This is a genomic window from Moraxella sp., assembly GCF_030525845.1.
In the GTDB taxonomy this organism is placed as follows: Bacteria; Pseudomonadota; Gammaproteobacteria; order Pseudomonadales; family Moraxellaceae; genus Moraxella.
In genome coordinates this window covers 100,523-119,609 of sequence record NZ_JAUNDY010000002.1, presented here as the reverse complement: position 1 = coordinate 119,609, position 19,087 = coordinate 100,523, and the positions used below count along the sequence as shown (strand labels likewise).

17 protein-coding genes are annotated in these 19,087 nt (G+C 46.6%); 9 read left to right on the top strand and 8 right to left on the bottom strand.

The annotated features are described in order from the left end of the window. Nucleotides 1-142 precede the first annotated feature (142 nt). From Q4B79_RS01525 to Q4B79_RS01495, 7 genes are all read left to right on the top strand, one after another. Complete coding sequence (locus tag Q4B79_RS01525) at nucleotides 143-1,141, top strand: hypothetical protein (RefSeq protein WP_303084662.1); 999 nt, start codon at nucleotides 143-145, stop codon at nucleotides 1,139-1,141. A gap of 171 nt (nucleotides 1,142-1,312) precedes the next feature. Next, complete coding sequence (locus Q4B79_RS01520) at nucleotides 1,313-1,990, top strand: hypothetical protein (protein ID WP_303084661.1); 678 nt, start codon at nucleotides 1,313-1,315, stop codon at nucleotides 1,988-1,990. A gap of 111 nt (nucleotides 1,991-2,101) precedes the next feature. After that, complete coding sequence (gene recN, locus Q4B79_RS01515) at nucleotides 2,102-3,775, top strand: DNA repair protein RecN (protein WP_303084660.1); 1,674 nt, start codon at nucleotides 2,102-2,104, stop codon at nucleotides 3,773-3,775. 10 nt (nucleotides 3,776-3,785) lie between these two features. After that, nucleotides 3,786-4,343 carry a YqgE/AlgH family protein gene (locus Q4B79_RS01510; RefSeq protein ID WP_303084659.1) on the top strand — a complete coding sequence of 186 codons (558 nt, stop codon included), beginning with the start codon at nucleotides 3,786-3,788 and terminating at the stop codon, nucleotides 4,341-4,343. 22 nt (nucleotides 4,344-4,365) lie between these two features. Next, nucleotides 4,366-4,842, top strand: coding sequence for a Holliday junction resolvase RuvX (ruvX, locus tag Q4B79_RS01505; RefSeq protein ID WP_303084658.1), 477 nt, complete (start codon nucleotides 4,366-4,368; stop codon nucleotides 4,840-4,842). A 1-nt stretch (nucleotide 4,843) separates the two neighbouring features. Continuing rightward, nucleotides 4,844-5,299: a hypothetical protein gene (locus Q4B79_RS01500; RefSeq protein ID WP_303084657.1), complete on the top strand. Its 456-nt coding sequence runs from the start codon at nucleotides 4,844-4,846 to the stop codon at nucleotides 5,297-5,299. A gap of 3 nt (nucleotides 5,300-5,302) precedes the next feature. After that, nucleotides 5,303-5,914, top strand: coding sequence for a hypothetical protein (locus Q4B79_RS01495; RefSeq protein WP_303084656.1), 612 nt, complete (start codon nucleotides 5,303-5,305; stop codon nucleotides 5,912-5,914). A gap of 55 nt (nucleotides 5,915-5,969) precedes the next feature. On the opposite strand, the gene secG is transcribed toward Q4B79_RS01495, so the two are convergent. Both secG and tpiA read right to left on the bottom strand, forming a co-directional pair. Beyond that, nucleotides 5,970-6,251: a preprotein translocase subunit SecG gene (gene secG, locus Q4B79_RS01490; protein WP_303084655.1), complete on the bottom strand. Its 282-nt coding sequence runs from the start codon at nucleotides 6,249-6,251 to the stop codon at nucleotides 5,970-5,972. Nucleotides 6,252-6,272: 21 nt separating this feature from the next. Next, nucleotides 6,273-7,037 (bottom strand): triose-phosphate isomerase, encoded by a 765-nt coding sequence (gene tpiA, locus Q4B79_RS01485; protein WP_303084654.1) that lies wholly within the window; start codon nucleotides 7,035-7,037, stop codon nucleotides 6,273-6,275. A 269-nt stretch (nucleotides 7,038-7,306) separates the two neighbouring features. Between tpiA and pilB the strand changes: the two genes are divergently transcribed. Next, nucleotides 7,307-9,022, top strand: a complete 1,716-nt coding sequence (pilB, locus tag Q4B79_RS01480) for a type IV-A pilus assembly ATPase PilB (RefSeq protein WP_303084653.1) — start codon at nucleotides 7,307-7,309, stop codon at nucleotides 9,020-9,022. A gap of 64 nt (nucleotides 9,023-9,086) precedes the next feature. Here pilB and secA read toward each other — a convergent pair whose 3' ends face one another. The 5 genes from secA to ppx form a co-directional block, all read right to left on the bottom strand. Then, the gene (gene secA, locus Q4B79_RS01475) at nucleotides 9,087-11,906 is read right to left on the bottom strand and encodes a preprotein translocase subunit SecA (protein ID WP_303084652.1); all 2,820 of its coding nucleotides are present in this window, start codon (nucleotides 11,904-11,906) and stop codon (nucleotides 9,087-9,089) included. Between the two features lie 86 nt (nucleotides 11,907-11,992). Then, nucleotides 11,993-13,282, bottom strand: a complete 1,290-nt coding sequence (hemL, locus tag Q4B79_RS01470; RefSeq protein WP_303084651.1) for a glutamate-1-semialdehyde 2,1-aminomutase — start codon at nucleotides 13,280-13,282, stop codon at nucleotides 11,993-11,995. 85 nt (nucleotides 13,283-13,367) lie between these two features. Then, complete coding sequence (locus Q4B79_RS01465; RefSeq protein ID WP_303084650.1) at nucleotides 13,368-14,273, bottom strand: pseudouridine synthase; 906 nt, start codon at nucleotides 14,271-14,273, stop codon at nucleotides 13,368-13,370. 91 nt (nucleotides 14,274-14,364) lie between these two features. Next, nucleotides 14,365-15,177, bottom strand: coding sequence for an acetyl-CoA carboxylase carboxyltransferase subunit alpha (locus Q4B79_RS01460; protein ID WP_303084649.1), 813 nt, complete (start codon nucleotides 15,175-15,177; stop codon nucleotides 14,365-14,367). A 90-nt stretch (nucleotides 15,178-15,267) separates the two neighbouring features. Then, the gene (ppx, locus tag Q4B79_RS01455) at nucleotides 15,268-16,824 is read right to left on the bottom strand and encodes an exopolyphosphatase (protein ID WP_303084648.1); all 1,557 of its coding nucleotides are present in this window, start codon (nucleotides 16,822-16,824) and stop codon (nucleotides 15,268-15,270) included. A 364-nt stretch (nucleotides 16,825-17,188) separates the two neighbouring features. On the opposite strand from ppx, the gene Q4B79_RS01450 reads away from it, so the two are divergent. After that, nucleotides 17,189-17,971 (top strand): 2,3-diphosphoglycerate-dependent phosphoglycerate mutase, encoded by a 783-nt coding sequence (locus tag Q4B79_RS01450; protein WP_303084647.1) that lies wholly within the window; start codon nucleotides 17,189-17,191, stop codon nucleotides 17,969-17,971. 49 nt (nucleotides 17,972-18,020) lie between these two features. Here Q4B79_RS01450 and Q4B79_RS01445 read toward each other — a convergent pair whose 3' ends face one another. Beyond that, on the bottom strand, nucleotides 18,021-19,016 hold the full coding sequence (locus Q4B79_RS01445) for an RluA family pseudouridine synthase (RefSeq protein ID WP_303084646.1): 996 nt from the start codon (nucleotides 19,014-19,016) through the stop codon (nucleotides 18,021-18,023). Between the last annotated feature and the right edge of the window lie 71 nt (nucleotides 19,017-19,087).

The following is a 19,087-nucleotide window of genomic DNA, read 5'->3' as shown; positions in this document are numbered from 1 at the left end:
TACATAAATTCATTTGGCAAATTCTTTTGGCGTGGTATAATAGCAAGTTACGTCCTGTGCTTATTGTATCTTATTTTTTATCAATTTTGTATTGTGGGGCGATTGTTTAGAGTAAAATTGCACCGCTTTTAACGAGATATCTATGAAACCAGCTTTTTCGCACTTATTATACGCATCAACCATCACACTTGCTTTGGGTACTATGGTGGGTTGCACCAAAAAAGACAATGTTGAACCTCAGGCAGCAGCCGACATCGAAGTGGCTATCCCAGAAGTGATGGAGCGTCCGCCCATTACCTGTGATGATGTTGGTCTAAAAAACCGTGTGGTTAGCCTTGTACGTAACGAACTTTATCAATCTGCCGTACGCACCTTAGGCGAGAACACCGCCAGCGAACTAAACCAACAACTAAAAGCACGCCTCTCAAACATCGAGATTGACCTACAAAACCTCAGCGAGGCAGATGGCGAGTGCCACGCACAGCTTCATATCGTACTCCCAGACCAAGAAATCCGTGCCGCCAATAAGACATTTGCCAGTGCAGGCTTGCCAAACTTAGAAGACCAAGCGGTCGAAAACGACATCAGCCTCATGGGTGGTAGCAGACTGGTGGGTAACTTTAAATTCCAGACGGACGGCGAAGCTCTTAGCATTGATGAGGGTACGCCCATTCTTGCTTTGGCGTCTGGCACAATGGCAACGGCTTCTCGCTCCCTAAATAAACAAACCAAAGCCGATGCCAAACGAGAAAGTGCCAACATTGGCAAAGAATCTAGCGACATCGTGCCAGCACCGAACGTTCAGATTCGCCCTGTGCAACTACCTTCTATTCCACAGGTAGGCGAAGCTAGTACCGAAAAAGGCGATAAAACCAAAGAGGTCAAAGATACCACCAAAGACGCTGTTAAAGAAGTTAAGGATAAAGAAGCCAAGGATACCAAGCCTAAGAGTGTCAAAGCTGACACCGCCGAAACCCAAAAACCCAAATCCGAACCTAAGAACGAGCCAAAGGCTGAACCCAAACCAAAACCCGAACCTGAGCCACAGCCTAGCACCAAAGACGAACCAAAAGACAAAACACCAAACGAAAAACCCAGCGAGCAGGGTATTACCATTGTGGAGACAGACGACACCTATTAAGCATATGCCATACAAATTCCCAGTCATGCCAGATTGGGAATTTTTATGTGTCAAATAAATAAATTTACCATAAATAAACGCACCCTTAACGCAAGTAAGTTTTTTTCGTGATATGATAACCGCACCAAACCCAAGCTTATCATATAACATTGATTAATTGTAAGGAATATTATGCATCATCGTACTGTTTTTGGTTTTACCCTATTGTCATTGGCTGCCTTATCTTCCACCGCTCATGCCGTACTCCCCACGCCTGCTGACAGCGAGGAGATTAGCTACACTGCAAACCCTGCCAATGCCCCCAAACGTATTGTGGTGGCTACCCCCCAAAATATCCCTATCCAAAACCCACTTCAAAGCACCACGCCAGCCCCATCTTTGGCGGTGCAAACCCCCCAGAGCGTGCCAACTCTAAGCCCCACCCTCAGTCAAGCTGTCTCCCCAGTTGGACAAAGTGGCACAGGCATTCATAGTGTCGTTCACGCCTTTATCGTCCAAAACATCGGCATGCAAGAGACGCTTGTCCCTGTGAGTGCTACCACCGCCATTAAGTCTGGCGATGTGCTAGAATATCAAGGGTTGTTTACCAATAACAGCGGTCAGCGAGTACGCTCAATGGACGTTACGCTTGGTATTTCTGATAGGTTGGAACTTATTGGTGGTATCACGCCCAGCATCGCTTGGGCGAGCGTGGATAATAGCCGTTTTGGACGCATGCCTCTTCGTGCCAATATCGGCGGTCAGGTCCAAGAGTTGCCGCTATCTCAATACAAGGCACTTCGCTGGACGGTAGAGGAGTTGGGGCTTGGTGGCACGGCAGTCGTCAAATATCGAGCTAGGGTAAAATAACGACCATTAATCCTAGTCAGTAGAGCATGTCATGCTCTACTGATTTTTTTGTTTTTTAAAATCCCTCAAAATGCTATAATAATTCTTTAATCATGTGATTGCGGAATTTTCATGCTCGTTGCCCTAACCTTAGATAACCTAGCCCTAATAAAACATCACGAAATCAACTTTGACGAACGTTTTAATGTCATCACAGGCGAGACAGGAGCTGGCAAGTCCTTGATTTTGGACGCTTTATCCTTGTGTGTTGGCGAAAAAGCTGACGCAAAACTTGTGCGTTTTGGCGAGAGCGAGGCGAGTATTTTTGGTGAATTTGACATCGCTGATAACGCAGAAGTTGGTGCGTGGTTTGTCGCCCATGACAGAGAGCTTGAAGAGGACACCTTGCTCATTCGCCGTAAAATCAGTAGCAATGGCCGCTCAAAATCATGGATTAATGGCGTACCTGCCAGCATCAGCGAGCTAAAATCTCTGGGTAATATTCTGGTAAATATCCATTCACAACACGCAGGGTTGGAGCTTTTAAAGCCACAATTTGTCATCGATTGGCTAGATACTGTTGCAGAGCTACACCCCCAAAAACAAGCCGCCAAAGACAGCTTTTATGCTTATGGACAACTTAAAAAACAAGCCGATGAAATACATGCCACCCTAGCCCAACGTGCTGACCGCATCGCCCTTTTATCGGCACGTCTTAGCGAAATTGAGCCACTGCTATCAGTTGATATCGGTCAAATCGAACAAGAATACGATGAACTATCCAACATCGAGCACCTCATGCAGTCAGCTTTTCATGCCGCCCAAAAACTTGATAATGACGAGATTAGCGTTTCATCACTACTGGGGCATAGCCTAAAAATCTGCGATAACCTCGCCGATAAAAGTAGAGTATTTGCCGAATGTAGCGAACTTTTGACCTCTGCCATCGAGCAGGTTGATGAGGTTGTGGCACAGCTTATTGATTACGCCGAGCAATCACTACCCGACCAAGAAAGACTCGATGAACTAAACTCCCTCATGAGTCTTGCTCACCGCCTCGCCAAAAAACACCAAACCACCACCGATGAGCTTATCGCCCACGCCCAAAGCTGGCAACAAGAACTCGACAAACTAGAAAATATGCCAGACACACAAGTCATGGACAAGCAGGTGGAAGAGGCATGGCAAACCTACCTCGACACCGCCACCGAGCTACACAAGCAAAGGGAGGCTGCCGCCCCAAAGATTGCCGAAGAACTCGCCCAAAGACTTGCCACGCTTGCCCTGCCAAATGCCAGCTGTGTTTTTGAATTTCATCAAAAAGACCCCAAGCAGTACGACGCTAACGGACTGCTTGACATCGCATTGTTATTTAGTGCCAATGTCGGCATGCCCATGCAACCCCTCCACAAAATCGCCTCAGGTGGCGAGTTATCACGCATGGCACTTATCATGCAAGTCATGAGTGCAGGTCGCCAAAACGCTCGCCCTACGCTCATTTTTGATGAAATTGATGTCGGTATCAGCGGTGGCACAGCCCAGATTGTTGGCGAGCTTTTGCGAAGTTTAGGGGACAACCAACAGCTTCTTGCCATCACACACCAAGCTCAGGTTGCCGCCGCCGCTCATCGTCATATCTTGGTCTACAAAGAACATGACGAACAAACCACCAGCCATCTATCCATCATCACAGGCGATGAGCAAATCAACGAACTGGCACGCATGTCAGGCGGTGTCAATATCACAGATGCCACCAAAGCTCATGTCAAAAGCCTCTTGGCAGACATTAACCAAAACCCATCATAAGTGAGTTAATTTGAAAAAGCCTCTAAATCTAGCCCATCATTTTTTATTGCCCAGCGAATCCATGCCAGATGAGCGGTTTTTTGACACGCTCATTTATGTCTGTCGCCATAACGCAGACGGAGCGTGGGGTTTTATCGTCAATATGCCACTTAGTGCCTCTGTGGGTGGAGTGCTTCACGAAATGGATTTGCCTGTCAGTCAAAAAGCCATGAACACCCCTGCCATGCATGGTGGCTTCATACGTCCTGAGGCAGGGTTTGTGCTACATACAGGATTACCTGATTTCATCTCATCGTTTTTGGTGGGCGAAAACGTCTGCATTACCACCAGTAAGGACATCTTGACCGCCATCTCTCGTGATGAACTGCCCCACTTCATGCTGTGCATGGGCTTTTGCAGTTGGGGCAAAGGACAACTTGATACAGAAGTGGGCGAACATGATTGGCTGGTTTGCCCTGCCGATTTGCAAATTTTATTTGGGGCAGACAATAAAGACAAACTAGGTCTTGCCTACCGAAAACTTGGCATTGATAAACAAAAATTTACCACTCACACAGGCTTTGCGTAAAGGTAGGCAGTTAGGATAACTCATGACAAAAACCACACTGATTCTCGCCTTAGATTATGGCGTCAAAAAAATGGGCATGGCAATCGGCAACAGCATCACAGCGGACGCACGCCCCTTTGACATTCTTGCCATGAATAACGGACAACCTGACTGGGATAATCTTTTGGGTATCATCGAGACATGGAAAATTGACATCGTGCTGGTGGGCTTACCCCTAAACATGGACGGCACAGACTCCATGCTCTCAAAGCGTGCCGCCAAATTCGCCCGCCGTCTATCGCACCGACTTGGCGAGAGACGCTCGTCTGCGTCCGTATTTATGTATGATGAACGCCTCTCCTCCGCCCATGCACGCACCATCGCCCTTGATAATGGCTGGATAAAGCATGAGAGCGACCCCATCGATGACATCAGTGCTTGCCTGCTCATCGATGGCTATTTTCATTCACCCCAATTTGCTCGCCACATCACAAACTACCACGACAGCCACAAGGATTAACATGACTTCCACCAATGAGCGTATCATCGCCATCATCTCCTCTGCCATTACGCTGTCTGTGATAAGCGTCCGTCTTGGTTTGACGGCAGTGGTGTGTTTTTGTGTGTTTGGTACGCTGGCGAGCATGGCAAATTTTAAAGATAATACGCTTATTTATTGGGCGTTTCATTATCTGCCCTACTTACTCATCGGTCTCTCCATGCCTATTAGCCTATATCATGCGTTCATCTTGGGTCGGTACCGTATCATTGATGGGAGTATTCTTACCATGATACTTTTGGTGGGGGTGGGATTGCTGTTATTTGCCCTCATCATGCATCTTGGTGGGCAGAGTATGGCATTTTATATGAGTTTGTTTTTGGCGATGATTGCATGGTTTGGCATGCCGTTTTTGTTCCGTGTTAATTTAAAGAAATTTTTAAACTTTTTAAAAAATCAAGAATCAGACAGGCAGTGATTTATGAAATTACCTTTATTCATCATGCTAACAGTCCTTGCGTGTAGTGCATGCGACAAAGAGGCAAGTAGGCATAATTTTAAAGACCCCACCACTTCCACCGCCCCCAACGTAGCGGACGACTTGCCTGCCCAAGACCCACACGACCTAAGCACCCTACTTGATGAGCTGGACGCAGAGGGCATGGGTGATGACACCCCAGAGATAAACCCCATCTACACTGCCGATGGCAAAATCCAAATCGATTGGACGCACCTGCATACTGGTGTTGAGCGTGCAGATGTGGCAGATTATGCCTACCCCATCGCTCTTGACTCCTTAGCGGTCAAAAACTACGCCAACGCCTATCACATCAGCGACATCGAGGCACAGCACAGCATCGTGGTCGGCATGGCAAGCCCTGAGGCACTAGGCAAAATCCTCGACCAACTCCAAAACGCAGAATATCTTGGTCATCAACTGACCGATGGAGCGGACATGAGTCTTGTCATTTATACCACCGATAAGGTAGTGGCGGACAAGTTTGATTATGTTTTTGAGGAGAAGTTCGCTCGTGGGCTGGTGCTACCCATCATCATCGAGCCAAAGCCACCCAAATCCTCGCCAAACCCCTAAAACAAACCCACCAACGAGCTGTCATTGGTGGGTAAATTCATCATCAATCAATACATCACGGCTGTGACGTCTCGGCTGGCACATCAAGACGAAGCTGGTCTTTGGCTTGTTGTTGGGCGTGATAACCTAATGCCAAACTGGTACAAAAAAAGATGGTCGCCAGTATTGCGGTGGTACGAGTTAGAAAATTGGCCGAGCCTGACGCACCAAACACCGTGCCTGCCGCCCCAGAGCCAAAGCTCGCCCCTGCGTCCGCCCCTTTGCCATGCTGAATCAAAATCAGCCCAGATAAAGCGATGGCAACGATGATGTGAATGGCTAAAATAAATGTAAACATGATTTGCTCGTTATTTTAAAATTAAGAAAATGCATCAATGATGGTGGCAAAACTATCAATTTTCAAGCTTGCACCGCCGACCAACACACCATCAATCACAGTAGATTTGGCAAATTCTGAGGCGTTTTTGTCATTAACGCTACCGCCATAAAGTATGGGCAAATTGACACCAAATTGGGTGTGTAGGTAATGTTTGATGTGTGTGTGGATTTTTTCAATTTCGTTCAAAGTGGGGGTTAGCCCTGTACCAATCGCCCACACAGGCTCATAGGCGATGATGAGTTTGGCAAATGGCGTATCCTCGATGTCTTTGGCAAATTGCCCTAAGAGTGCCAGCTGTGCCTCTAAAACTTGCTCGGTGTCGCCACGCTCGTACTCGTCTTTGGTTTCGCCGATACAATAAATGACGGATAGATTGGTATTAAAGGCATTGGTAATTTTAGCGGTTAAAATCTCGTCCGTCTCGCCATGATATTGGCGGCGTTCGCTATGACCGATGAGAGTAAATTTTGCCCCCAAATCCGCCACTTGCACTGCTGATACATCGCCTGTAAATGCCCCTGTTGCCCCAAATGCACTCACATCTTGTACACCCACCCAAAGGGGGCTGTCGCTTAGGATTTGGGCGACTTGATGTAAATGCACAAAACTGGGTGTACAACCCACCTGCACGGTAGCATTTGCACTTTGTTTGGTAAATTTCTGCAAGTCTTGTGCTAACGCATGAGCGTCTTTTTGGGTGGCAGGATTTAACTTCCAGTTGCCAATGACGTATTTTTTATGCATAAGGACACCCTTAAACAACAAATCCAAACGATTATTATACTAAAACTCCCAAAAAAAATCAGCACCAGCACAAATAAAGTTACAATACACCACTCCTTCCTCCAAATAACCCCAAAACTTTGCCCTTTGGGTAAAATTTTAAATAAAAACAGAAGCAAATTTTCTAATTTTGCAGTAAAATAACCGTTAATCATGTGTATTTTACGCCAGTTTGTGAGGGTTAAATTTTAACAACCAAACAGCATTTGGCGACAACTTAGGAAATTACTATGTCCACTCCGAATTTTGGCGGTTTGGCACACATTTTGGTGTCCAATGAAGTGGTTACGCCAGAGGCAATGACCAAAGCCCTAGCCGAATCCCAACAACAAAACATCGCCATCGTACCCTATTTGGTTGAAAATAAAATCGCCCCAGCCAAAAAAATTGCCAGCCTGCTCTCGCACGAGTTTGGCGACCCCTTATTTGACCTAGATGCTCTTGCCCAAGACAACGTCCCAAAAGAGCTGGTGGACGAAAAAATCATCAACCAATACGGCGTACTACCTTTATTCCAACGTGGCAACCGCCTGTTTTTGGGCATGAGCGATCCCACTCGCCTAGATGCCATCGATGCCATTGCCTTTAATACCAAACTCACGGTCGAGACGGTGGTGGTTGAAGAAGACAAACTCAAAAAAACCATCGAACGTGTATTCTCAGGTGGCGATGCCCTAGGGGATTTTGGCAACATTGATTTTTCATCAGACATGGACGGTGGTGGTAGCGATGATGAAGATGGCGGTACAGGCATCGATGTCAGTGAAACCTCAGGCGAAGACGCTCCTGTGGTCAAATTCGTCAATAAAATGCTCCTTGACGCCATTCGCATGGGGGCATCGGACTTGCACTTTGAACCTTATGAAAAAGCCTACCGTGTGCGTTTCCGTGTCGATGGTGTGTTGCAGGTCATCAGCCGTCCACCCATTCAGCTTGCTGGTAAAATCGCCGCTCGTCTTAAAGTCATGTCGCAAATGGACATCTCCGAACGCCGTGCCCCCCAAGACGGTCGTATCAAACTTAAACTTTCTAAAACCAAAGCCATCGACTTTCGTGTGAACTCCTGTCCAACCCTCTTTGGCGAAAAGCTCGTACTGCGTATTCTTGACCCCTCATCTGCCATGCTGGGTATTGACGCACTAGGTTATGAGCCTGACCAAAAAGAGCTGTTCTTAGAAGCCCTTGACAAGCCACAAGGCATGCTCCTCATCACAGGTCCGACAGGTTCTGGTAAAACGGTTTCACTTTATACAGGTCTTAACATTCTAAATACCCCAGAAACCAATATCTCTACCGCCGAAGACCCTGTGGAGATTAACTTGGAGGGCATCAACCAAGTTAACGTTAACCCCAAAGTTGGTCTTACGTTTGCATCCGCCCTAAAAGCCTTCCTTCGTCAAGACCCTGACGTGGTCATGGTCGGTGAGATTCGTGACTTAGAGACTGCTGAGATTGCCATCAAAGCCGCCCAAACAGGTCACATGGTACTCTCCACCCTGCACACCAACTCTGCCCCAGAGACACTCACTCGTCTGCGTAACATGGGCGTGGCAAGCTTTAACATCGCAACCTCTGTAAACTTGGTAATCGCCCAGCGTCTGGCTCGCCGTCTGTGCAAGCATTGCAAACGCCCCACCAACATTCCAAAGCCTAGCCTGTTAGAAATGGGCTTTACCGAAGAGGATTTGGCAAACCCTGACAACGTCATCTACGAGGCGGTGGGTTGCTCTGAATGTCGTGAGGGCTATAAGGGGCGTGTGGGTATTTATGAAGTTTTAAAAATCTACCCCAGTATCTCCCGCATCATCATGGAAGATGGTAACGCCATCCAAATCAAAGATGAAGCACTAAAATACGGCTTCCGTGATTTGCGTCGTTCGGGCATCATGAAAGTACTACAAGGCACGACCAGTATCCAAGAGATGTACCGTGTCACAAGTGAATAATTCCCTTTCGCACAAAAAAACCCTTGAATCATCAAGGGTTTTTGTTTTGGCATGAAAAAAAGATTTATAATTTGCCGTGACATTGCTTGTATTTTAGTCCGCTACCACATGGACAAGGGGCGTTACGGTTAATATTTGCTGGAACAAAAACCTCATCTACCCCATCGCTCGCCTCATCGCTGTGTGTAGACACTTCATCAGATGAAGGTGCTTGTGATGCACCCCCCAAGGTAAGGGTAATACGCTGAATGCTTTGGTGGGGGCGTTGCTCTTGTTGGGTCTCTATTTCCCCCTCCAAATTCATCGCATTATGCTCAAAGTTGAGCCTCATCATCTCAGCTTGACGACGACGCATTTCCTCCATTTGAGCGATTTCCTCTGGTGTTGGGATATGCACCCTCGCCAAATCTTGCACCACGTCTGATTTAATCGCCCCCAGCATAGACTGAAATAGCTCAAAGGATTCACGTTTGTATTCTTGTTCGGGGTTCTTTTGGGCGTAGCTACGCAGATGAATGCCTTTGCGAAGCTGATCCATTTGGGTCAGATGCTCTTTCCAATGACGGTCAAGGTTACGAAGCATAAAGTCTCGCTCCAAACGACTGGCGTTCGCCTCACCCATCTGTGCACGCTTATCCTCATAATGACGAATGGCGAAATCCACAATCTTAGCACGAAGCCCCTCTTCGTCTAGACGGCGGTCGGCATCTAGCCAATCGTTAATCGGCATATAATACCCAAACGCATCTTCGATTTCATCTTCTAGCCCATCGATGTTCCACTGGTCATCAACCGAGCCCACAGGCACAAACTGTGTGATGAGTGCGTTATATACCTCGTGGTGCATGGCCTTGATGGATTCTTGTAGGTCAATATCTTCTAGCAAATCATCACGCTGAGTATAAATCACTTTACGCTGTTCATTGGCGACATCATCATACTTTAACAGCTGTTTACGAGCGTCAAAGTCTCGTGCCTCGACCTTGCCTTGTGCGTTTTCGATGGAGCGAGAGACCATTTTATGCTCAATCGCCTCGTCTTCTTTTAGACCCATTGCACGCATCATACTAATCACACGCTCGCCTGCAAAAATTCGCATCAGGTCATCTTCTAATGACAAGAAAAAGCGTGATTGACCAGGGTCGCCTTGTCGTCCTGCACGCCCACGAAGTTGGTTATCGATACGGCGTGATTCATGGCGTTCTGAGCCGATGATGTGCAAGCCACCCGCTTGCTTAACAGCCTCATTACGCTTTTGCCATTCATTGTGCAGACGCAATTTTTCATCTTCTGATAGCTCGTGAATATTGCCCACCTCAGCTTGCCAGTTCCCTCCCAAAATGATGTCCGTACCACGCCCTGCCATGTTGGTGGCAATGGTAACGGTGGCAGGTCTACCTGCTTGGGCAATGATTTGGGCTTCTTTTTCGTGCTGTTTGGCGTTTAGGACATTGTGGCTAATACCCGCTTGGTCAAGTAAATAAGACAGCTCCTCACTTGCTTCAATGGTTGCTGTACCAACCAGTACAGGAGCTCCTTTGGCAGTAATTTGCTTAATCTCACGAATAATGCCTTGATATTTACCCAGCTTACTTAGGAAAATCTGGTCGTTTAAATCCACACGAGCAATGGGGCGATGCGTCGGAATAATCACAATATCAAGGTCATAAGTAGATTTAAACTCTGCCGCTTCGGTGTCTGCCGTCCCCGTCATGCCTGATAATTTATCATAAAGACGGAAGTAGTTTTGGAAGGTAGTGGTTGCCATCGTTTGGTTTTCAGGCTGGATTTCTACGCCCTCTTTGGCTTCGACCGCTTGGTGCAGACCCTCACTCCAACGTCTGCCTGGCATGGTACGACCTGTGTTTTCATCAACAATCACAATCTCGTTATCCTCAGAGATGATGTAATGTACGTTTTTGATGAATAAATGATGAGCTCGAATGGCAGCCTGAACATGAGCGAGCAAGGGCAGACGAGCTGGACTATACAGACTTTCTTTTTCGCCAAGCTCACCCACTTCCACAAGGAATTTTTCGATTTTTTCGTAGCCTTTTTCGCTAATCTCGATGGCTCGGTTTTTCTCGTCAATCCAAAAATCACCCGCTACGTTGTTTTTGTTATCTTCTTCATTGTCTGATTTGGTTAGGCGTGGCACGATATTGTTGATAAGAGCGTACAGATGAGCCGAATCCTCCGTCTGTCCTGAGATGATGAGCGGTGTACGAGCTTCGTCAATGAGAATGGAGTCAATCTCGTCAATGATACAGTAATTGAGCGGACGCTGTTTTTTCTCATCTTTGCTAAACACCATGTTATCACGCAGATAATCAAAACCGTATTCGTTGTTGGTGCCATAAGTGATGTCAGCACGATAAGCATCAAACTTCTCATCAGGGGGCTGCTGACTATAAATCACGCCTACCGAAAGCCCCAAAAAGCTAAATAAGGGGCGGTTTAGTTCGGCATCACGACCCGCCAAGTAGTCATTGACCGTAACAACATGCACGCCTTTACCGCTGATGGCATTGAGATAAATCGCCAACGTCGCCATCAAGGTCTTACCCTCGCCTGTTTTCATCTCGGCGATTTTGCCTTCGTGCAGGGTCATACCACCAATGAGCTGAACATCATAATGACGCATGCCATTGACACGTTTTGAGGCTTCACGGCACACCGCAAAAGCCTCTGGCAGGAGCTTATCAAGACTCTCGCCTTTTTGGTGGCGTGCCTTAAATTCTTCTGTTTTTTGATGAAGTTCATCATCAGATAAGGCAGAGATGGTGGGCTCAAGAGCGTTAATCTTGTCCACAACCTTACGCATACGTTTTAGTTCACGCTCGTTTTTGGTGCCAAATACACCACTTACAATTTTTGCTAACATTGTTGTTCCAAATTGCCGATTGGCAAAGGGTTGTTTATTAAAAATACAATTTGCCTTATATGGTTATCTTTTTGCAAAAATCAACTCTATACCAACTGCCCAAACGCCCTATCCGCACATTCTATCGTCTTATCCAAATCTTCATAACTATGAGCCGAACTCATAAAGGACGCTTCAAAGGCACTGGGGGCAAGATACACACCTTGTTTTAGCATTGCGTGGAAAAATTGCACAAACTTTTTATTATCACTATTTGCCACATCATTAAAGTTTTGCGGTAAATTTTCGCTAAAAAACAAGCCAAACATACCACCGACAAAGCAAGTGGTAAAGGCAATGCCGTGTTTATCCGCTTTTTCTTGTAAACCTTTTAATAGATATTCGGTTTTGGCGGTTAAATCTTGATAAAAATTAGGCTTAATGAGTTCTTCAAACATCGCTTTGCCTGCTCGCATTGCCAAAGGATTGCCCGACAGCGTACCTGCTTGATACACCCCGCCCAGTGGGGCAATGTGCGACATAATCTCACGCTTACCACCAAACGCCCCGACAGGCAAGCCCGCCCCAATGATTTTGCCAAAGGTGGTCAAATCAGGCTGTATGCCAAAATGGTGGCTTGCTCCCTTTAAACCCACACGAAAGCCTGTCATTACCTCATCAAAAATCAAAACCACGCCATAATCGGTGCATAATTGGCGAAGCGTTTGATGAAATTCTTTGGTCGGAATAATCATATTCATATTGCCTGCGATGGGTTCTAAAATCACGCAGGCAAGCTCACCGCCAAATTTTTCAAAGGCAGCCTTCAAAGCCTCTATGTCATTATAAGGCAAAGTGATGGTATGCTTGGCAAAGTCGGCTGGCACGCCCTTTGAGGTTGGTTCGCCAATGTCTAGCATTCCAGAGCCTGCCTTGACCAAGAGGCTGTCGGAATGACCGTGATAACAACCTTCAAATTTGACGACTTTGTCGCGTCCTGTATAGCCCCGAGCCAGACGAATGGCACTCATTGTCGCCTCCGTGCCTGATGAAACCATACGAATCATCTCAACGTGGGGCAATAAATCACAAATCAAATCCGCCATTGTCGTCTCAAAAGGCGTGGGGCAACCAAAGGACAAACCGTCATCAGCCGCTTGTTTGACCGCATTTATCACACCATCGTGAGCGTGTCCCAAAATCATCGGTCCCCACGAGCCGACATAGTCAATATAGGGGCGATTTTCGGTGTCATAAATGTACGCACCTTTTGCACGACTTACAAACACAGGCGTACCACCCACACCTGTAAAGGCACGGACAGGGGAGTTTACGCCCCCTGGGATATGGCGTTTGGCTTTTTCAAAAAGGACTTGGTCGGCGGTGAGAGTGGTCATGGGATTATCCTAATAATTATCAAAGATGACTTATTTTACCATTTTTTGTGCGGTATGTCTGAGTCAATTTGGCGGTTTTATTGAGCTAAAACATCAATTCACGCTCTGATTCAAATTCCCATCGATGGGCTGTCAGAGGGTCTATAAATGATAGTCGCTTGGCAAGTAGCTGCAAAGGCTGAGTAAAATCGCCTTTTGGTTTATGGCAAACACAAGGATAATAAGGGTCATGGCGTATGGGCATACCCAGATGAGCCAGATGAACCCTTAGCTGATGAAGCTTGCCTGTCGTGGGATAGAGTTCATACTTTGCTAAACCCTCATGTTTATCCATCAAATACATGCTTGTGTGGGTGTTGGCAGGCTTGTGAGGGCATACTTGCATGGTATAAAATGGCTCGCCACGCTCCAAATGTAGCGAAACATCTAGCGAAGCAGGGGGATTTTTAGCAATGCAAATGGCATGATAAACCTTACAAATGGCGTGATGTGCGAACAACGCCTGATACAGATGGCGTGTGGCAGGATTTTTGCTAATCATGATTAGCCCTGCGGTCTCTCTATCCAAGCGATGAATGGGCGACAGATCGGGATTATTTGTACCAGCTTTTAGTCTGGTAAGTAGCGTCTGCTGGACGTATTCGCCCGTTGGGGTTATCGCCAAAAAATGAGGCTTATCCACCACCATAAACTCATCATTTTCAAACAGTACATGATGTTCAAACGGCACAACAATTTCATCTGCCAAAAAGCGATAATAATAAATCGTACGCCCTGCCACATACCGTGCATTCACATCAAGCCTAGTCAAATCCTCATCTAAAACCTGCCCAAACCCAAACCGACCTCGCCACTCATCAGGTGTGATATGGGGGAATTTTTCACACAAAAACACAAATAAGCTATCTGGCTGATGGCTTAACTTTTCCAAATAAAGACGGCTGGGGGATACCCCATCAATCATCGGCGGTATGGGCTTGGATAATGACATGATTGGCAAAAATAAAAATGGATATTTTAACACAAACAAAAGGCACAACCACGATACTGGTCATGCCTTTTATGCCATTAATCATGGTAGGTTATGCCAAAGACACACTCGAATTAAATTTCATCAAACGCTCATAACGCCCTGATAAAAGTTCATTTTTACCCAGCATTTCAAGCTCGCCAAGTTGCTCCAAAAGCAAGGTTTTAAGGTTTCCCATGACAACATTAGGCTCAATATGTCCACCTTGACCCTCGTCCACCACTTCATCAATCAAGCCAAGTGCGTGTAGATTGTCAGCGGATAATTTTAAGGCTTCGGAGGCTTCGGGGGCTTTTTCGGCAGTTTTCCACAGGATAGAGGCACAGCCCTCAGGCGAGATGACCGAATAAATGCTGTTTTGGAGCATATTTACCTTATCTGCCACGCCAATGGCTAACGCCCCACCAGAACCACCCTCGCCAATGACGGTGGCGATGATGGGGGTATTTAGACTGCTAAACACCGCAATCGCTTTGGCAATCGCTTCTGCCTGCCCACGCTCCTCTGCTCCCACCCCCGGATATGCCCCCGGTGTGTCAATAAAGGTCAGCACAGGCAAGCCAAAACGCTCCGCCATCTGAACCAGACGAATGACTTTGCGATAGCCCTCAGGGCTTGCCATACCAAAGTTGTGGGTAATGCGTTCACGAGTGCTACGCCCACGATGCTGACCGATGACCATGACAGGTTTGCCATCAAAACGAGCAAGCCCACCCAAAATGGCACGGTCATCAGCAAAAGCACGGTCGCCATGCAGTTCGTCAAACTCGGTAAACAGCCCACTCACATAATCCAAAAATAACGGACGGTCGGCATGGCGAGCGAGTTTGACACTTTCCCAAACTTGATTGACAGCTTGGCTCATAGGGTTTCCTTATAAATTATACAAATGTAAACTTAGATAGTTTAGCATATTTTTTGGGATTTGGGAAAAAATTTAACCCCGCAAAACGCCCTAGCCCACCACCGACAGCTTTACCCCCCATTTGGCAAATTGAGCGACGTCTTCATTTAATTGGCTGATAATCAATTCTTTGTGCAAACCCTCGCCCAGCGTGATTTGCCAATGGTTTTTGTTTTTATCCAAAATAGATAGGTAAATGGGGGCGGATTTGATGGTGCGAGAATGGTTGGCACTCACTGCCAAACGCAAAATCAGGCACAAATAAGCCAGTTTGCGACCGCCTAAGTTTTCGGCAATTTCTAGGTTTTCTGTTTTGAGTTTACGTCTGTGATTTAGGGCGATTTGAGCCATGCTCGCCTGCCCTACTTGGGCAAAGCCTGCCATGTCCGAAAATTCGAGCAGGTAGGCACTATGACGCTGATAGTTGCTATGCCCGACCGCCAGCCCAATCTCATGTAAATTGGACGCTCGGCGAAGTAGGTCTTTGTCCTCATCATCAAAGCCCAGCACATCACGCACCGCATCGAACAGCCGTCCACACGTTGCCATGACTCGCCCCGCCTGCTTAAAATCCACCGAATATCGCTCCGCCAATGCAGACACCGAACGATCTCGCACGTCCTCATTGCCAAGTCGCCCGAGCATGTCATACATCACACCCTCACGCAACGCTCCGTCCGAATAATAAAGCTCCTCGATGCCCAGCGTTTGCATGATGGCATAAAGCTCAGCAAACCCAGCAGGGAACACGGCTTGGCGGTGGGCTTTGACACCCTCAAATTCGATTTTGTCGATGTTGCCAAGTTTGATGAGGTGCTTTTTAAGTTTTGCCATGCCGTCAAGCGTAATGCACTCGCCCGCCCAGCCTAGCTCTTGGAGTACCAGTCGCACTGCCTTAGCCGTGCCAGAGGAGGCAATGGCATTGTCCCAACCCACTTTTTTATAACGTTTGGCAATGGTCAAAAGCTCGGTGGCGGTGGCGGTCATGGCATTATCAAAAGCCTTTTCGGTGATTTTACCGTCCACAAAAAATTTGCGAGTAAAAGACACACAGCCCATTTGCAAACTTTCCATCTCAATGGGTTCAAAGCCCTGCCCGATGATAAATTCGGTCGAGCCACCGCCAATGTCAATCACAAGGCGTTTGTCGGTACTGGTATTCGAATGCGACACACCCAGATAAATCAGGCGAGCTTCCTCACGTCCTGCGATGACCTCGATAGGCTTTGGCAAAAAGGCATTGGCATGGCGGATAAACTCACTTGCATTGACCGCTTTACGCAGGGCATTGGTGGCGACAATGCGTAGGCGATGCGGAGCAATTTCACTCACATGGGGCAAAAATCGTTTTAGGCAGTCAAGCCCACGCTGTATCGCCTCCTCAGATAGGACGTTATTTTCGTCAAGCCCTGCCCCAAGCTGAACTTTTTCGGAGATGCTAGCAATACGGCGAACTTCGCCATGGTCAAGCCGAGCAATCGCCAGATGAAAACTGTTCGACCCCAAATCAATCGCCCCAAGCAATTCATCACGAGACAGTCCTGTTTCCAAGATGGATTTGGCAATGGCTTCATGGCGGGCAGTGGTGTCTATCATCACAGGTTTCATGGGAACTCTCACAAAAACAAAATGCTTATATACTACCATTCAAACGGCAAAATTGCCAATAAAAACGCAATTTGCTTTGACTTTATGATAATGTTAGATTTAGGTTATTAATTATCCTAACATACAAATTTCTAATAATATGTTTTGTAAATCATTGGGCTGGCTTTATCAGTAAGTTTTTGCCCTGTGTTTGGGATAAACTCCGTTGATTGCAAAAACCAGTTGGTTTTATTGCATACTCATCTCACGCTAGATGACGTCAAGTCAGCCAAAGCAGGTGTTACTGGCTTTGATTTATCCATGTTGATTTTGTTAATACGATATGTTAGCATGCAACCACCGTTATTAGTATGGTGTAGTATTTATGAAATTTTTAAAAGCCACTTTGATTCTGACCAGCTTATTTGCAGGTGTGATGGTACACGCCCAAGAAGTCTCCTTGATACTACTACGACATGGGGAGAGCCAGTTTAATGTAGAAAAACGTTTTGCAGGTTGGTCAGACACACCCCTTACCCAAAAAGGCATAAAGCAAGCCAAACAAGCAGGCAAAATCCTAGCTCATGCAAACATCAAACCAACCGTCATACATGTTTCCTTGTTGGATAGAGCAATAGACACCGCTCAATACGCCAGTTATGCCATGGGGCAATCTCTACCTAAGTATGCCTACTGGCATCTGAATGAACGTCATTATGGAGATTTAGAAGGCAAAACCCACACAGAAGTCGCAAAAATCGTTGGGGACGAGCAGGTTAAAATTTGGCGTAGAAGCTTTGATGTGCCACCACCACCGCTTGCTACCACAGACCCTAGGTCGCCCACCAAAAACAGTCGTTACAGCACCATCAACCCCCAAAGCCTGCCTCATGGCGAAAGCCTCAAACAAGTCATTGACAGGCTTAACCCTTACTGGCATTATGCCCTAAAACCCACTTTGGTATCTGGCGAGACAGTCATGGTGGTTGCCCATAGCAATTCCCTAAAAGCTTTGTCATCACACATTGACCCCAGTCTTCAACCAGAGGATATTACTTCTCTAACAATCCCTAATGCCACACCTGTTGTTTATCGCTTGCGTGTTGGCGAGGACGGCTCTCTTAGCATCTTATCAAGACAAGTGCTAAACAACGAAGCAACACAGTAACAAAAAGAAAAGAACCAAGCTAATTTGTATATTGGTTTGGTTCTTTTTATTAAAATCTACACCAACTTAACTCTTGATTCCACGATATTTTTATATCCTTCGGCAACTCTGCCACAAATTCATACTCATCAAAGCGGATTTTGTGGGCGTGTAGGCACAGTCTGGCAACCGCTGGGGCAGATACTTTTAAATATTTGTCATCGCCAAGCAAGGCATGCCCCACACTTGCCAAATGCACGCGAATTTGGTGCGTGCGTCCTGTCAAAGGGCTTGCTTTGACAAGGCTGACCACTTGACCGCCCATCTCAAAGACCGACAGCACTTCTATTAGTGTTTGGGACGGTTTACCATCTTTGTCCACTCGCACTCGTCTTTCGCCATTTGCCAGCGTATATTTTAATAAGGGTTTGTCAATTTTGGCGGTTTTACCAAGCGTTTTGCCAACATCGCCCACGCACAAGCATAGATAGTCCTTAAAAATGGTTTTTTCACGAAATTTGTCTTGTAAGTCTTTGAGTGTACTGCGTTTTTTGGCAATCAGGAGTAGTCCTGATGTATCCTTATCAATGCGGTGAATCAGCTCTAAATACTTTTTGCCTGTGGCGACCCTCATCGCCTCAATCACACCAAAGCTCTCGCCAGACCCGCCATGCACCGCCATGCCGTGCGGTTTGTTTAGCACAATCAGCCCTTCATTTTCAAAAATCACTCTACCCAAAAGCCCTTTGGCAAAGTCATCAGAGACCACAGGCTCATCACGCTTAGACAATCGCACGGGAGCAACCCGCACCACATCGCCTGCATAGACACGGTCGTGCGGTTTACAGCGTTTTTTGTTGATGCGAATTTCATCATCTCTTATCATTTTATAAAGGTGCGAACGGGGCAAGCCTTTGAGCCGAGCCAGCAAGAAATTATCAATGCGTTGCCCGTCTTGGTTGGCGGTTACGCTGATAAAATTGACTTTGGCAAAGTCGCTGATGGTATCATCTGCCGATTGGGGTTTTTGGGGCTTAGGTGTGGCTTTGGGGGTAGGTTTTTTCATAATTTGTAAATTTTAAAAATTTTGGTAGGAAAATTTGGGTAAATCTGTTACAATCCAAAAGCTAGCATATA

Coding starts and splice junctions, on each gene's coding strand:
- tpiA (WP_303084654.1), bottom strand. CDS start 7,037: ATGCATAAAAAATACGTCATTGGCAACTGGAAGTTAAATCCTGCCACC.
- hemL (WP_303084651.1), bottom strand. CDS start 13,282: ATGACCACTCTCACCGCCGACCAAGTCCTTTTTGAAAAAGCCAAACGC.
- ppx (WP_303084648.1), bottom strand. CDS start 16,824: ATGAAACCTGTGATGATAGACACCACTGCCCGCCATGAAGCCATTGCC.
- recN (WP_303084660.1), top strand. CDS start 2,102: ATGCTCGTTGCCCTAACCTTAGATAACCTAGCCCTAATAAAACATCAC.
- Q4B79_RS01520 (WP_303084661.1), top strand. CDS start 1,313: ATGCATCATCGTACTGTTTTTGGTTTTACCCTATTGTCATTGGCTGCC.
- secA (WP_303084652.1), bottom strand. CDS start 11,906: ATGTTAGCAAAAATTGTAAGTGGTGTATTTGGCACCAAAAACGAGCGT.
- Q4B79_RS01525 (WP_303084662.1), top strand. CDS start 143: ATGAAACCAGCTTTTTCGCACTTATTATACGCATCAACCATCACACTT.
- Q4B79_RS01495 (WP_303084656.1), top strand. CDS start 5,303: ATGAAATTACCTTTATTCATCATGCTAACAGTCCTTGCGTGTAGTGCA.
- Q4B79_RS01445 (WP_303084646.1), bottom strand. CDS start 19,016: ATGAAAAAACCTACCCCCAAAGCCACACCTAAGCCCCAAAAACCCCAA.
- pilB (WP_303084653.1), top strand. CDS start 7,307: ATGTCCACTCCGAATTTTGGCGGTTTGGCACACATTTTGGTGTCCAAT.
- Q4B79_RS01460 (WP_303084649.1), bottom strand. CDS start 15,177: ATGAGCCAAGCTGTCAATCAAGTTTGGGAAAGTGTCAAACTCGCTCGC.
- secG (WP_303084655.1), bottom strand. CDS start 6,251: ATGTTTACATTTATTTTAGCCATTCACATCATCGTTGCCATCGCTTTA.
- Q4B79_RS01450 (WP_303084647.1), top strand. CDS start 17,189: ATGAAATTTTTAAAAGCCACTTTGATTCTGACCAGCTTATTTGCAGGT.
- Q4B79_RS01465 (WP_303084650.1), bottom strand. CDS start 14,273: ATGTCATTATCCAAGCCCATACCGCCGATGATTGATGGGGTATCCCCC.
- Q4B79_RS01500 (WP_303084657.1), top strand. CDS start 4,844: ATGACTTCCACCAATGAGCGTATCATCGCCATCATCTCCTCTGCCATT.
- ruvX (WP_303084658.1), top strand. CDS start 4,366: ATGACAAAAACCACACTGATTCTCGCCTTAGATTATGGCGTCAAAAAA.